Genomic DNA, 14,687 nt, shown 5'->3' with positions numbered 1-14,687 from the left:
TGTGGTCTCTCATCCATCGGCCTTCAAGGCAAAGGAGTTGACCCCGGCTTGGCGTATGCCGACGAGATCAGCGCCGAGCGGCCCTGGGGGCGCTGACAGAGGGGCGCATCTTACGGAGCGAGAGCTTTTTTCCTTCCCCAAGCCTTCGGGAGTTCCCGATCGCGTAGGAAGTTGCTGATCTGCTCAGGAGGTCGCCGATGCGCTGTCGTCTTCTCGGCTGGAAGACGCGGCCTTCGACGGGGCGTTGGCCGATCGCGTCAGCAGATTGAGCTGATCCCGCAGCTCGGCGGCGCGCTCGAACTTCTCTTCCGAGATCGCGCGCTCCAGGTCGGCCTGGGCGGCCTCGATCTGTCGCTGGCGCTCGAGTTCCTCGTTGTCCACTCCGGGAAGCCTCCCGACATGGTGCGTCGAGCCGTGCATCCGCTCGAGCAGCCCCTGGAGGTACTGGGCAAAAGTCGTGTAGCAGGTCTGGCAGCCCACGCGTCCCTTTCGTCGAAGCTGCTCGAGGGTCGTCCCACAGCCCACACATGTCAGCGTCTTCTTCGGGGCCTCTTTCTTCGGCGCTTTCATCGCAGACATCTGAAGGAGCTTCCAGACTTCGTCCATGGTCTTCTGTTGAACGGCGATATGGGGGATCTCAGCTTCCTGTGCGCACTGTTCGCAGAGGTGATGCTCGTCGACCTCGTTCCCCGGATGTCCTGCCCCCTTGAAGGTGGTCACCTCGTCGATATGGACGGTGGCCTGGGCGTTCTGGCAGCGCTGGCACAGCATGGACACTAGGGGAATTGCAGCGCTCAGGCTCTCCAGGGCGCCGGCCGGCAGATCGAGGTGTGGTCCCTCTGGGTACTGCTCGCGGGCGGCACGGTTCGCGGCCGTCGACTGGCGCGAGGTCCGGGAGAGTCCTGGGCGTGCCAGGAATCGGGTTCGGTGACGTATGACTTGATGGCGCGCTAGCCAGCCGACCGGGCCAGAACGCGCAGGACCTTATGTAGACGTAAGTTCGGTCTTGGTCAATCCTTCGATTGCGGGCGTTCGGTGGGCGGTGAGTTTTCCCCGCACTCGAATTCGGCTCGTCAGGCGAGATGTGCGGCCATGGCGCGACGGAATGCCTCGGCCCGCGCGCTGAAGTTCGGATAGCGATCGAAGCTGGCGCAGGCCGGTGAAAAGAGCACGTTAAGCGGCGCCAGGCCCACGCAGGCGGCGGCCGCAGGGCCGCTGGAGGAGCTTTCCAGGGCGGCGTCGACCGCTGCTTCTGCGCCCGCAGGCCAGGCGTCTCCTTTCTGGCCGTCACCGGCCGCCCCTGGACCCCGAAGTCGAGCCCCCGCGAGTCTGCCGGCCTCCGCGATCTCCCGGGCTGCCGCGCCGAACGGCACGATCTCCCAGTCGAGGCGCGCCGCGGTCCTCACGAGCGCCGCCATATCACAGCCCTCCTTCGCCTGCCCTCCGACCAGGACCACCCGCTCTCCGGCTGGCGAACCCAGGCTCTCCAGCGCGGAAACGGTCGACTCCGGCGTCGTCGAGACGCCGTTGTCGTGCACGAGGAGCACCCGACCGTCACGCAGCGTCGTCATCTCCGTCAGTCGTTCCATCCGATGGGGCAGACCCGTCAATCCAGGGATCGCCTGCGCCATCGCCGTCTCGTCCGCGCCCAGGGCCGACCCGATCCGCAGCGCGAGCCCGAGGTTCTCCCTCTGGAAGGCCCCTGGTACGCGGAGGGCTTCGGTCGCCGTGCGTCTCCAGCTCGGGGGTCCCGACGACTCCTCGTCGTGCAAGATGAGGCGCTGAACGCCCGTGAAGCTGCCCGCCGTGGCAGCGGGCACGATCACGGTTCCCGGATCGGGTCCGAGCTGTCCCGTGAGTTCGCCGATCCGCCGCTTCGCCGCGTGGTAGTTCTCGATCGTTCCATGGCGCGCGAGATGATCGACGCCGAGCGTCGTGATCGCGGCGACGTCCAGCACGCGCGTCCGCGCGGCCTCGGCGACGAACGACTCGCTGAGGTGCTCGAGCTGGTAGGAGGAGAGCTCGAGGACCACGACGTCGTCCGGCCCGAAGGACTCCAGCTCGCCGAGGAGCGAGCCGCCGATGTTCCCGCCCAGCGCGACGCGTACGTCGGGCCCGAGCGCGGCACGCAGGAGATGCGCGGTGAAGTGGACCGTCGACGATTTTCCATGGGTGCCGGTCACGGCGACCACGCGGCAGCCGAGTCCGCCGAGCAGGAGCTCGATCGCCGTCGTCACGCGCGCGCCACCCTCCCGCGCCATGCCGATGAACGGCGCCTTCGGCGGCACGGCAGGATTCACGATGACGATGTCAGCGCTGCGGAAGTCCTCTTCGCGGTGTTCGCCCAGCACCAGATGAACGCGCTCCGACCCTGGCAGCGCCCGCAGAGCCTCCACGGCATCGCGAAGAGTCTCGGCGTCGCGCTGGTCCGTGACCGTGACCCTCGCGCCCTTTCGGAGGGCGAAAGAGGCGGCTCCGAGCCCTCCTCCGAAGAGCCCGAGGCCCATGATCGTCACCGACTTCCCGGTCCAATCAGGCTCATCCCGAAGGGCTCTTCTCACTGCACTTCACGGGCCGTCCACGACGGCAGCTTCGGCGTCTGCGTCGACGGGGGATTCACCCGCTAGGGGAACGCCCTGGAGTTCGTCGCCCTTTCTCGCCCGCAGGGCATGGTCGATGAACTCCTGGGTCGCCACGGTCGCCACGACCTCCCCGGCGTCGGGCACGAGGACGATCCGCTCGCTGCGCACGTCGTCGAGTCCCAGGGGGAGGAGGACTTCGGTCAGAAGATCGACGGGAAACCGAGCCCACCAGGGAGCGCGGATCACCAGCGGCTCGGAGTAGGTTCGGTAGGTCTCCTTGTAGAGCGAGAGCCGGCGTTGGCCGTAGTTCTCGAAGTCGATCTCCAGCGGCGTCCGACCGATGACCTTGTCGTCCAGCCGGACCGTGGCCCCGGGGGGCACCGACTCGATGAGCAGAAGGCGATCGCCTCGACACGAAGCGAGGACAGGGAGCGCCAGGAGCACCAGGGTTCCCAACGCCCGGCAGCGGCTGACGTCAAGTAGCCTCGCCATTTGCTGGGTCTCCTGCTGAGTCTCCTGCTGGGTCGGCGGCATCTTCACCCGGGTCGGGGCATCGACCCCGAGAAAAAGAATGGCGGAGAGGGTGGGATTCGAACCCACGGAACCCGTGAGGGCTCACCGCCTTAGCAAGGCGGCGCATTCGGCCACTCTGCCACCTCTCCGCGCGGGCGGGAAGGATAGCGATGCAGGGAGGCCTCTGCCCAGGGGGGAGCCCAACTTTTCTCATCCACGGGGTGCGAAAGGTCGCCGGCGACGCCCACTCATCCCCGGGGATCGCGCCAAAGTCTGACTCGGATCGCGAAGGATGACGGTTATGTGACGTAGAACTCGGCCCTGGAGGTCGTCAAGCCCCCTTCAAGATCGTCACAATAGGGCGTCAACTGCCCCGAGTCCCTTCCTGCCATGTTCCGTCAACAAGAACCAGCCTCCCCAGCGCCGACCCGGCCCGCCCTGGCCCAGGGTCTCTTTCGGCTTTGGCTGCTGAACGTTCTGGCCGGCACCCTCGTCGGCTCCCTCTGGTTCTTCGACGCGCCGGCCGACCGGGCACCGTGGATCAGGGTGTACGTGTCCCTGGCGCTCGTCTCCTCGGTGGCGGTCCTGGCGCTGATCCCGGGCGCCATCTACTTCGGCATCCTGAGATGGGTGAAACACTGGCGCGTGGCCTGCTTCCTCGCTGGTCTCGCCGGGGCCTGGTTTCTCGCGGTCCTCTACACGGACACGATCGTCTACCGGCTGCTGCGCTATCACTTCTTCGATAGCGCGGTCCTCAACGTCGCGTTCACCGAGGGCAGCGGCGACTCGATCATCCTCGGCGGCTACATCTGGACGACCGCTGCGCTCGTGATCACGGCGATCACGCTGGCCCAGACCGCCTGCGCGATCTATTTCGTGCGTCGAGTCCAGCGCCTGGAAGCGGAAGGCGAGCGGCCGCACTTCCTCCTCAGGCCGCGAACCGTCGTGCTCGTCGGCTTCCTCCCGTCTCTTCTCTTCAGCCAGACGGTCAGCGCGGCCGCCGACGTCGCCCAGAACCGTGAGGCCCTGCGCGCGATCCAGCCGATCCCCGTCGTTCCGCGCGTGCGCCTCGGCCAGGTCCTCGAGCCCTTCCTGGAGCCGAGCGAGCCCCGCCCGCCCGAACTCGATCTCCTCCCGGAGAACGCGAAGGTGAACTGGCCGCACGAGCATCCGAAGCTCGCCGCCGATGCGCCGCGCCGCAACGTCTTCATCTGCGTGCTCGATTCCTGGCGACGGGACATGTACACGCCCGAGCTGACGCCGAACATCCATGCGTTCTCCAAGGACGCGCGCGTGTTCGACGATCACCTCTCCGGCGGCAACGGGACGCGCTATGGCCTCTTCACGATGATGTACGGGCTCCACGGCTCGTACTGGTTCCCGATGCTCGCCGAGCGTCGCGCGCCCGTGATGATCGAGGCGCTGCAGGAAGAAGGTTACGACGTGCGCGTGTTCTCCAGCGCGTCGATGAACTTCCCCGAGTTCCGCGATACCGCGTGGTCGACCGTGCCCGAGGCGAACATCGTCGACGAGTTCCCGCCCGAGATGGTCGCGTGGGAAAAGGACGAGCTGCTCAGCGAGGCGTTCGAAGGCTGGCTGGAGACCCGCGAGGCCCGCCACGACGATCGTCCCTTCTTCACGTTCGTGCTGCTCGACGCGCCGCACCAGCCCTACACCAACCCCGGCGGCCCGTACCAGCCGTCGGTGAAGGAACTCGACTACATCCAGCTCGGCCGCACCACGAAGGGGCCCGAGCTCCGCGATCTCCAGCTTCGCGTGCGCAACACGTACATGAACTCGGTGCATCACGCCGATGCTTCGGCGGGGCGCTTCCTCGAGGCGCTCGAGCGCTCGGGCGAGGCGGACAACACCTACATGATCGTCACGGGCGATCACGGCGAGGAGTTCTTCGAGTGCGGATTCTGGGGCCACACCTCCAGCTTCTCGCCGGAACAGGTCCAGGTTCCGTTCCTGTTCCGTGGCCCCGGGATCGATCCCGGCCTGGAGACGCGCCCGACGTCGCACCTCGACGTTTCGAACACGCTCCTGGAGCTGCTCGGAGCTGATCCGTCGATCCGCGCGGACTACAGCCTCGGCATGGACCTCCTGAATCCGGTCGAGCAGCGTGAACGCGTCGTCGCAGGCTGGAGCGACATCGGGCTCTGGACGGATTCGGGGATCTTCGATCTGCCGCTCTCCGCGCCCGGCCTCGGCGGTTGGGTCGAAGAGATCGACTGCTACGACCGCCAGTGGAACCCTTTGATGGACCTGGCGGCGCGCTGCCGCGCCGAGCGGAAGGCGCTCGAGCAGATGGCGGTCGAGTGTGTCCGCTTCCTCGACGTGCCGCACTGATCCGCCCGTTAGACTGTTCGCCTCATGTCGTCCGCTGAAGGGGAACGGCGCGCATCGTTCCAGGCGGTGGGGCGCGTGCTGCTGGTGCTGCTGGTCGGGCTCTTCGCGTACTGGATACGGGTCGAGAACGCCGTGGGATTCAGTCGCTCTGTCGAGGGCTCTGTGGCCTCCGAGGATTGGGGCTCCTACGACCCGGACACGCTCTATCACGCGCGCCGAGTCGCCCGCGGCGTGCGCGATCACGGCTGGATCGAGTCCTACGATCCGCTGCTGGCCCATGGCGCCGAATTCGACCGGTCCGCTCCAGGCGGTGACGGTGGCGACCCCCGCGAGCTGCGGACCTACGTCGACCCCGCGCTCGGCGTTCCGATCCCCTGGCCGCCCTTCTACGATCTTCTGCTGACGGCGGTGTACAGGCGTTCCATTCCCTCGCCGGATGCCCTCATGCATCCGAAAGAGCATCCGCCGGAGCCGCCGCTCGGTCAGCCGGAGAAGAATCGGATCGAGCGCTTCGTCGCCAGTGTCCCGAGCGTACTCGGCGCGCTGACGGCCATGCTCGTGGCGCTCATCGCCGCCGGGCGCGCGCGCCGACTCTCCGGCCAGCGGAGCCTGGAGGCCGGTCGCGATCCTTCCGGTCCGAGCCTCGGCGCTGCGGGGCTGGCAGCGGCTGCGTTCGCGGGCGTTTCTCTCGCGTTGACCTACGGTCACGTGCGCTACTCACACCTCGGCAACGGCGACCATCACGCGTTCATCTCGCTCCTGCACGTCGCCATGCTGGGGCTGACCGCGCGGGCCTTCGATCACGAGCGCATCGTTCAGCCGTTCTGGAGCGCAGCGCGTGGCACCGGCGCGGGCCTCTTCGCCGCCGCGATGATCACCTCGTGGACGGCCTCGATCCTCTGGGTCGCGCTCGTGCAGCTCGCCATGGTCATCCGTCTGCTGGTGCCGTTCCGTGCCGCCGATGGCCGCCGCTTCTCCGCCCGCGGCCTCCCGATCTTCGCGACGTCGTTCCACAAGGCGGCGCTCCTCGGCGTGGTGCCCTGCGTGATCGAAAGTCCGTTCTCGGACCTCGCACCCTGGAGCCTCGTCGAGCTCTCGTGGCTGCACCTCGCGTGGCTCAGCGCAGGCTGGCTCGTCTTCGCGCCCTACGCGCTGATGCCGCAGACGGCGGTGAAGAACCGACTCGTCGCGCTCGGTCCCGCCTTCCTGCTCTCAGCGGCCGTCCTGGCCCTGACGCCAGTCGGCCACTCGCTCACCGGCGCCTTCAGCTGGGCGTCCGCGAGCAACTCTTTCATGTCGTCCATCAACGAGTCGCGGCCGCTCGTTCCTGGAGACGGGCTCGCGCCGATCCTGAAGTACTGCGGCGTCGGCGTGCTGGTGGCTCCGGTCGTCTGGTTCGGCTGGCTCTTCGCGGTCCGGCACCAGCCGAGCCTCCTGCCGTTCGTGTTCACGCTGCCCTTCTGCGCGGTCGCGGCTCTTCTTCAGCGCAGGTTCGCCGAGTCGCTGGCGGGTCCGCTTTCGATCTGTCTCGGCATCGGGTTCGGCAGCATGGTGGGGGCGTGGGTCGCCCGCGGTGCAGCAGGCGCGTCCTGGCTCCGACGCGGCGGCGTGGCGGTCCTCGTGGCAGCTCTGCTCGGCGCTGCGTTGCATCCCTGGACGATTCGGAACACGTGGCTCTATCGCGCGAATGCGGCCGCCGGAGGGTTCGCCTTCCCCAACACGCTTCGGGTCTCGAAGGCGGAGGCGGCGCTGGCAGCGTTCCTGGAGAATCAATGCGCGCAACTCGGCTCGAACGCGGACTCCGCGGTCCCGCGACCCGAAGCGCCGCGACCGGGCGTGCTGGCCCACTGGGACCTCGGCCATTCGATCGAGTGGCGCGCGGGCCTCGCGACCGTCGCGACGAACTTCGGGCTATACGTGGGCGAGGACGCCTTCCTCGACCCCTGGCGGTTCTTCACCGAGACGGATCCTGAGGCCGCGGAGGAAATCCTCGTGCGGCGCGGCGTCGAGTACGTGCTGATCGACGGGGATCGCAACCGCGCGGCCATGGCGGCGGCCCTCGATGTACCGATCATGACCGACCCCGCGTACTGGCGAGAAACGATGGCGGCGCGGCTCCTTCGGGACGGATCGGGTTTGGCGCCGCTTCCCGCTCCGGGCTTTCTGTCGCTGGTGGCGGCCGCGTCGAACGGGGCCTGGGGAACGATCGAACTCTACAGGCGCGTCGAGGGCGCGTATCTGGAGGCCGTGGGGGCGAGGTCCCTCCAGGTGGTGGCGACCTTGCAGGGCGAGGACGGAACCCAGGTGCGCTGGCAGGCCTCGGCGACCGCGGTTCCGGGCCAGGTCGGTCCGCTCACGCTCCGCGTCCCGTATGCGTCACCGGACAGCCTGGTGGAGGCGTCGCCGGTGCTTTCCCTCGAGGTCTTTATCGACGGTTCACGTGCGGTGGTCAGCATTCCGCCCGCGGCGGTCGAGACCGGCCGGACCGTCCTGGTCCACTGAGCTCTGCATCGCGGCAGCCGCGACGTCTCTGGGCCACCTCAGGGTCCCCGAAACCACCAATTTTTCCCTTTCGTTACAGGAAAGCCGTCTCCCCGAGCGTACCTCCTCCTGAGATTCGCACTAAGAAGCGCACGGCTCCCCGGCCCACCGGTGCTGATCTCCACTTTCAGCCCATCGACTCGCCACGTCTGTCTCTCCCACCATGCCCAACCGCCTACAAAGTGCGCTCGCCTGCGGCGCTGCGCTCGCGCTATCGCTGACCGGTCTGTCCGCCTTCGCTTCTTCGTCCGGCGCATCCGTTTCCGGCTTTGCCAGCCGACCGGATGACAAGTCCAAGTACGACGTCGACTTCAAGGCGCTCGGGATGAACGTCATCGAGCGCGCTGGCCTCGCCGACAAGCCCCTGGAGGAGATCACGCCCGAAGACCTTCTGGAGCGGTCCTTCCTCACGCTGCGACTCGGAATCTTCGATCTCGGAATCTCCAAGCACGCGTCGGAGGACAGGGAGAAGGCCGACCATTTCATCCAGCTCGGCCACGCGCTGCTCGATACCCAGGCCGCGTTCCTGAAGTGGCTCGGTGACAAGGCACCGGGCCATGCCCAGGCCAAGAAGGACATGGCCACCCTGAAGAGCTACCTCAAGTCCCTGCGCAAGGAAGCGGTCGCGGGCGTGGACAAGGACGGCCGCGGTGAGATCACGGCGCTCATGCCGCCGAGTGACAAGGTCCTGGAGGCGCAGGAGCGCTTCGGAAAGTACATGGCGAGTGGCGAGGCCCTGGGCCTCGAGCGCCAAGGTGAACTCGTCGAGCCGATCCTGCTCGCGCCCGATCGCCGCGAGTTCCTCGAGTTGCTGAGCTCGTTCGGACTTCTGTACCCGGACCAGGAGTACATCTACCACAGCAACGATGTGCTCGACTGGACGAACACCTACTGCAACGACCTCACGGTCGTGGCGCTGGAGTTCGCCGAGCTGGGAAGCTCGACCTCGGGCGCGTTCGGTGGCGTCAGCATGAATTCGCGGACGTCGACGGGCATGGCCCAGCAGATCTCCCAGCTGTCCGCGGTCGCGATGCTCGACAACCTCTACGGTTCGAAGATCCCGCCTTCGCTGGCCGGCGCGTTCGCCGTGAACCTCGTGATCGACGTCTTCGGTGAGTGCAACACGCGGGTCGACGGGGACCTCAATTCGCGCCGCACGGAAGCGCGCGAGGTCTTCGTTCCGGGCGGAAACCCGGACGGCGGGATCCTGCCGCCGCTGATGGCGGACAGCCGCTGGCGTGCCGGACACGGGGCGGATCACTACCTCGTGGGTCTCCAGATGTCGCAGTCGGCCGGTGAGTCGGAGGCCAAGGGCAAGCGCAACGCCAGGAACGAGTTCTTCGAGATCAAGAACGAAGACGAGAACGACAGCATGTACCTGAAGGCGCCGTTCCTCGGGTCGCTGGCGGCGGAGCGTAACCTCATCATTCCCGACGCCTACTTCGGCGACGCCCAAGAGATGTTCCGCGCTTATCGCACGGCCTTCGCCTACTGGCTGCAGACCGAAGCCATGTCGAAGAAGAAGGGCGAGAAAGCGTTCGCGGATCTCTTGATCAAGCTGGCCCAGGCGGAGCCCACGGACGGAGCGCTGGAGAAGACCATCGAGGAGATCTACGGGAAGCCGCTGACGGCGGCGGATCCTGAAGAGGATGATGACCTCGAAGGCAGCTTCCTGACCTGGCTGTCGAAGATCTGATCGCCCGCGGTTTCCGCCGAGCAAGAGCCCGCGCTCCTCGATGAGAGGAGCGCGGGCTCTCGCGCTTTCCCGGGGGCGTGGCTACGGCACGGCGGTGACGGTCACCGCGATGAATACCTGCTGGCCGCCGATCGAGCCGACGACGGTGGTCTCTCCTGCGCGAATCGAGAGGCCGGTCATCAGCTGCTCTACCTTGCGAAGGCCACCTGGATCAGCCGTCGTCATGCGATGAATTTCGATGGCGCATCTGTCGATGCCGAGCTCCCGGACGGCAGGCGACCAGCTCTTCAGTGAACCGCTGATCAAGAGCTGGCCCGGGTGTGCGGTGGACGTGCCCTGGATCGCGTCGATCGAGCTATTCAGCTCGAAGCGCGCGTTGGCACCGGCCGTTCCCCGGGCGAGGAAGTCGCCCGATTTTCGGAAGACCTTGCCGGGGGCGAGCTGGGCTAACGCCTGGCCGATCTCCTCGGACGCAGGCTCGCTCATCCCCATGTCCTCGGGCTCCACGGCTTCGATGAGGGACCAGTGCAGAAGGACCTGGGGAAGCGGCCGATCGGCCTCTTCGATCAAGGCCTTGGCGTCGTCGATGAAGCGGGTCGCGCCGCCGAGGGTCAGGACGGGGACGCCATCGGAGTAGCCGATTTGAAGCCCCGGAACGCTGGATTGAAGGAGCTGAACCGCGGCCATCGTATCCAGGAACTGAAGTCGAACGCGGGCCTGTCCGAACCCCTCGGGAGTGGACGCGTCGGCTTCCTCCGACGGCTTGAGTTCCTGGTCGAGGCGCCGGAGCAGCTCCATCGCCTGGCGGCTCCCCTCCGGGAAGTCCTGGACGGCGATGGTGTCTCCCATGAGAACGAAACGGTCGCTCACTTTCTCGTCGATGAACCCCAGGGAATCGACTTCCTTCCACATCACGATCGTCGGCGTGAGCGCCGCGGAGTACCCGATCAGCCGGCTCGCTGACGTCTCGGGACGATAGAACGAGAGCACCAGTTCCGAGGCCTTCTTCGTATCGACGCGCACCTGCTCGGGCTCCTGCCAGATCGGGGCGGTGGGTGAGGCGCTCGACGCGAGTGGGATGAGCGAGAAGGCGAGGGCCAAGGCAGTCTTTGGAATACGCATGGTGAGGTCTTGGGTCAGGGACGGGAGGGATGGTTTGGTTGGATGGGGGGAGCTCAGCGTTCAGCGCTCAGCGCGCGCCGGAGCCCCCGGCTGAACGAGCACGACTCGAACGTTGCCGGTGACGAGTTCGATGCGATCGCGGCTGGCGGTGAAGCGGTCGCCTTCGAACCGCGTCGCGGCGTTCTCCACTGGCGCCGGAGGCTGGACCACACCAGCAACGGTTTGCTCCGGCTCGTTCGCCGGTTCTACTGCGTGCGACGTCAGCCAGTGAACGATCAGAAGCGCGGCGATGAGCTCGAGGGAATGGAGCGCAAGCCGCCAGCGCTTGGGCCGGGAGGGGCGGGCTGGAGTCGCGCGCTTCGCCCACCCGGGCAAGGCCGCGGGCGCCGTCCGTTTCGATTCCTCGGCCCACGCTGCCTGCAGCCAGTGCACGACGGCCTGGGACCGGGGGTCCGCGTCGGACAGCGGCTCCGCGGGCAGAGTCGGTGCCTCCGCGGCCTCCTGTCGCCAAAGGTTGCGCAGCTCGGCGAGCTCCTTGCCGAGCCCCTCGCCGGCCGGATCCTGGTCTTCGCCGGTACTCATGGGTGGTCTCCAGAGGTGAGGGCCTCACGCAGCCTGCGGCGTGCCATGGAGAGGCTCGCGCGCACGGTGGACGCAGAGACATCGAGGGTGCTCGCGGCGTCGGTCGAGGTGAGCCCCTCCAGGTCGACCAGCACGAAGACCTCGCGCTCGCGCGGAGGGAGCAGCTGGAGCGCCGCGTCGATTCTGGAGCTCAGCTCGCCGTTCTCGGCGGCGACCTCGGGACTCGGCGCGTGCTCCAGGGCCCAGCCCGCGCCAGCCGCGCGTTCGTGCTCGTCCCGCCGCGCATCGGCGCGCATCTGATTGCGGCAGTGGTTGAGCACCACGGCCCTGGACCAGGCCCCGAAGGACCGATCGGGACTCCAGGTCGAAAGAGCATCATGCAGCTTCAGCATGATGTCCTGGGCGACATCCTCCGCGCTCGCACGGCTCGCCAGGAAACCGCGACAGAGTCGCAGCACTCCTGGATGGACGGCGGCGTACCAGCGCCCGAGGTCGTCGCCCGTTTCGCGCAGCCGCCGCGCCACCGCCTCGATCTCGGCGTTCTCGTCCGTCGGAGATCCGACGGGAGCATCTGTCGTGGGCTGGGCGGGGTGCATGGGGGTGAGGCAGACGAGCGAGGTGCCCGTTCCCTTCCGTTACACCGGGCCCTCGCTGAACGCTGGGTTCGAAAGGGAGAAAACCATGGATCGCGGATCCTTCATACGATCCGGCTATCCTTGACCTGATGTTCGCTTCCCAGCTGCTCCTCGTGGCCCTTGCGCCCCTCGCCCAGACCTCGACGCCCTCCCTCCAGCTCATCGCCGATACCACCAACGGCCTCGTCGATCCCATCTCGATGGCGTCGATCCCGGGCGACGATCGACTCTTTCTGGTGGAGCGCGAGGGCCAGGTCCGCGTCCTTCGGAACGGCGTGATCGAGCCCGCGCTCTTCCTCGATTTTCCCGCTCCTCTTGCCCTCACCGTTTCGACGGGCCTGCGCGCTGTCGCCTTCCATCCCAGCTACGCGAGCAACGGTTTCGTCTACTGCTGGTACGACGCGCCGAGCACCTCGGGGGCGATCGTGGACGCGGTGCTCGGGCGGATGACGCGCTCCGCGTCGCAGCCTGGATCCCTCGATCCAGCCAGCCTCGTCGAGATCTTGCGCGCGCCCCAGGCGAACTACGGCCACGCCTGCGGGTCGCTGGAGTTCGGCCGCGACGGCTACCTCTACGTGCTCCTCGGGGACGGCGGCAACCCTGGCGATCCCGGGTGCAACTCCCAGGATCCGTCGACGCTCATGGGATCCCTGATGCGCATCGACGTCGATAGCGCGTTCCCCTACGCCGTCCCCGCGGACAATCCGTTCGTCGGGGACCCAGCGATCCGCGACGAGATCTGGCACCGTGGCTTCCGTCACCCGTGGAAGTGGTCCTTCGACCGCGTGACCGGTGATCTGTGGATCGCGGACGTCGGACAGGCGACCCGCGAGGAGATTGACTTCGTGCCAGCGGGAGTCGGCGGGCTGAACTTTGGCTGGAAGGTGATGGAGGGCACGGCCTGCTTCAACGCGAGCGGTTGTGCGGCCGGCGTCGCGCCCTGCGGTGACGCTTCCTACACGCCGCCGCTCTACGAATATGACCACAGTCTTGGGTGCTCGATCACCGGGGGCTTCGTCTACCGCGGTTCCGACCTGCCGCATCTGCGGGGGCACTACGTGTACGCAGACTTTTGCAGCGGCCGTGTGTGGAGCTTCCGGCGCGGCCCCGGCGGTCAGATCGAGGCCTTCACCGAGCGCACGGCCCAGTTCCAGCCCGCGAGCGGCGGCCACCTCTCCGCTCCTGTGGCCTTCGGCGAGGACGGTTTTGGCGAACTCTACCTGATCGACTACGCGGACAAGGAGCTCTACCGGCTGGGCCGCGATGAGGACGTCACCTCTTACTGCGTGGCGGCGCCCAACGCCGCCGGTCAGGCGGGCGCGCGCGCCACCGCGACTGGCTCGACGAGCCTCGCCGCCAATGACCTCTCCTTCCGGGTGGATGGACTCCCACCCGCGTCCTTCGGCCTCTACTTCTACGGCTCCGAGGTCACGAACGTTCGCTCGGGCAACGGCTACCTCTGCGTCGGAGGCGGCCTCTTCCGCCTGCCCGTGGCCCAGTCGAATGCGTCCGGTGTGCTGACCCTCAACGTCGACTCCAGCGTGCCTCCCATGGCGGCCGGCGCGGGAGAAGTGAGCGTGGGAACGACGTGGGCGTTCCAGTGCTGGTACCGTGACGTGGGCGGGCCGCTCGGCCAGCCCTACAATTTCTCGGATGCGCTGTCCGTGCAGTTTCGACCCTGACGCCCGCGTTCGACCCCAAGAAGCTCGGAGACCCCAGCATGTGTGACGAATTCACCTCCCGGTCCGATGAAGCCAACCTCTCTCGCCGCGGTCTCACGCGCCGCGAGTTCGCGGCCCTTGGCGCCAGCGCTGCGCTGGCGGGCTGTTCTGCGGCATCGCTCCGCGGTTCTGGGAGCTCCGAGTTGACCGAGCAGACCGTGGAGATCTCGACGCAGGACGGTATCGCCGATGCCTTTTTCGTTCACCCGGCGACGGGGCAGCATGCGGCCGTGATCATGTGGCCGGACGTGGCGGGCCTGCGCGAGTCGAAGCGGGTCATGGCGCGGGCGCTCGCGGCCGAGGGCCATGCGGTCCTTGTCGTCAATCAGTACTACCGCGGTCAGCCCGCGCCGCTCCTGGAGACCTTCGCCGACTGGCGCACGCCCGAGGGCAAGGCCAAGATCGCGCCCCTGCGCCAGCAGCTCGACCCCGAGGCCATCACCCGCGATGCCCGGGCCTTCGTCGACTTCCTCGACGCTGAGGAGCACGTGGACAAGAACCGCGGAATCGGCAGCTGTGGCTACTGCATGGGCGGCTCCTTCACGGTGCGAACGGCGGCGGCCGCTCCGGGCCGCGTTCGCGCCGCGGCGTCGTTCCACGGCGGCGGGCTGGCGACCGACGCGCCCGACAGCCCTCACCGCCTGCTGTCGAAGACCGAAGCCTCGTTCCTCTTCGCGATCGCGCAGAACGACGACGAGCGCGATCCCGAGGCGAAGGTCTCGCTGCGTGAAGCGGCGGACGCTGCGGATCGCCCGGCCGAGATCGAGGTCTACCCCGCGGATCACGGCTGGTGCGTGCCGGACTCGCCCGCGTGGAACGAGGAGGCGGCGGCACGCGCCTTCCAGCGAATGCTGGTGCTCTTCGGAGCGCTCTGAGCAAGCAGCCCCCGAGGGGGCGCTCGTTCGGTTTCGCCTCGGGATCGGACGCGAACCGAGTAAGCTGC

At 67.5% G+C, this 14,687-nt stretch carries 11 protein-coding genes and 1 tRNA gene; 5 read left to right on the top strand and 7 right to left on the bottom strand.

All coding sequences use genetic code 11. From position 1 onward, the window contains the following. Nucleotides 1-183: 183 nt before the first annotated feature. The 4 genes from Poly30_RS21080 to Poly30_RS21065 form a co-directional block, all read right to left on the bottom strand. Nucleotides 184-771 carry a UvrB/UvrC motif-containing protein gene (locus tag Poly30_RS21080; RefSeq protein ID WP_145201962.1) on the bottom strand — a complete coding sequence of 196 codons (588 nt, stop codon included), beginning with the start codon at nucleotides 769-771 and terminating at the stop codon, nucleotides 184-186. A 302-nt stretch (nucleotides 772-1,073) separates the two neighbouring features. Continuing rightward, complete coding sequence (murD, locus tag Poly30_RS21075; protein ID WP_419190448.1) at nucleotides 1,074-2,516, bottom strand: UDP-N-acetylmuramoyl-L-alanine--D-glutamate ligase; 1,443 nt, start codon at nucleotides 2,514-2,516, stop codon at nucleotides 1,074-1,076. Between the two features lie 51 nt (nucleotides 2,517-2,567). Further along, nucleotides 2,568-3,182 (bottom strand): PEGA domain-containing protein, encoded by a 615-nt coding sequence (locus Poly30_RS21070; protein WP_145201956.1) that lies wholly within the window; start codon nucleotides 3,180-3,182, stop codon nucleotides 2,568-2,570. Continuing rightward, nucleotides 3,155-3,244: transfer RNA gene (locus tag Poly30_RS21065), tRNA-Ser, on the bottom strand. The genes Poly30_RS21070 and Poly30_RS21065 overlap by 28 nt, the downstream gene beginning before the upstream one ends. A 241-nt stretch (nucleotides 3,245-3,485) precedes the next feature. Here Poly30_RS21065 and Poly30_RS21060 point away from each other — a divergent pair. The 3 genes from Poly30_RS21060 (at nucleotide 3,486) to Poly30_RS21050 (ending at nucleotide 9,684) form a co-directional block, all read left to right on the top strand. Next, entirely contained in the window at nucleotides 3,486-5,447 is a 1,962-nt protein-coding gene (locus Poly30_RS21060; protein ID WP_145201954.1) for a sulfatase-like hydrolase/transferase, read from the top strand. A 24-nt stretch (nucleotides 5,448-5,471) separates the two neighbouring features. Next, entirely contained in the window at nucleotides 5,472-7,949 is a 2,478-nt protein-coding gene (locus Poly30_RS21055; RefSeq protein WP_145201951.1) for a hypothetical protein, read from the top strand. 202 nt (nucleotides 7,950-8,151) lie between these two features. Further along, the gene (locus Poly30_RS21050; protein WP_145201948.1) at nucleotides 8,152-9,684 is read left to right on the top strand and encodes a hypothetical protein; all 1,533 of its coding nucleotides are present in this window, start codon (nucleotides 8,152-8,154) and stop codon (nucleotides 9,682-9,684) included. 81 nt (nucleotides 9,685-9,765) lie between these two features. On the opposite strand, the gene Poly30_RS21045 is transcribed toward Poly30_RS21050, so the two are convergent. From Poly30_RS21045 to Poly30_RS21035, 3 genes are read right to left on the bottom strand one after another with little or no spacing between them, the layout of a single operon-like run. Further along, entirely contained in the window at nucleotides 9,766-10,806 is a 1,041-nt protein-coding gene (locus Poly30_RS21045; protein ID WP_145201945.1) for a hypothetical protein, read from the bottom strand. A 60-nt stretch (nucleotides 10,807-10,866) separates the two neighbouring features. Continuing rightward, nucleotides 10,867-11,388 carry a hypothetical protein gene (locus Poly30_RS21040; protein ID WP_145201942.1) on the bottom strand — a complete coding sequence of 174 codons (522 nt, stop codon included), beginning with the start codon at nucleotides 11,386-11,388 and terminating at the stop codon, nucleotides 10,867-10,869. After that, complete coding sequence (locus Poly30_RS21035) at nucleotides 11,385-11,984, bottom strand: RNA polymerase sigma factor (protein ID WP_145201939.1); 600 nt, start codon at nucleotides 11,982-11,984, stop codon at nucleotides 11,385-11,387. The genes Poly30_RS21040 and Poly30_RS21035 overlap by 4 nt, the downstream gene beginning before the upstream one ends. Before the next feature lie 128 nt (nucleotides 11,985-12,112). Here Poly30_RS21035 and Poly30_RS21030 point away from each other — a divergent pair, with 128 nt between their 5' ends. After that, on the top strand, nucleotides 12,113-13,705 hold the full coding sequence (locus Poly30_RS21030) for a PQQ-dependent sugar dehydrogenase (protein ID WP_145201937.1): 1,593 nt from the start codon (nucleotides 12,113-12,115) through the stop codon (nucleotides 13,703-13,705). A gap of 38 nt (nucleotides 13,706-13,743) precedes the next feature. Next, on the top strand, nucleotides 13,744-14,619 hold the full coding sequence (locus tag Poly30_RS21025; RefSeq protein ID WP_145201934.1) for a dienelactone hydrolase family protein: 876 nt from the start codon (nucleotides 13,744-13,746) through the stop codon (nucleotides 14,617-14,619). The last annotated feature ends 68 nt before the right edge of the window (nucleotides 14,620-14,687 follow it).

This window comes from Saltatorellus ferox (genome assembly GCA_007751475.1).
GTDB lineage: Bacteria > Planctomycetota > UBA1135 > UBA1135.
This window is presented reverse-complemented; position numbering and strand designations above follow the sequence as displayed.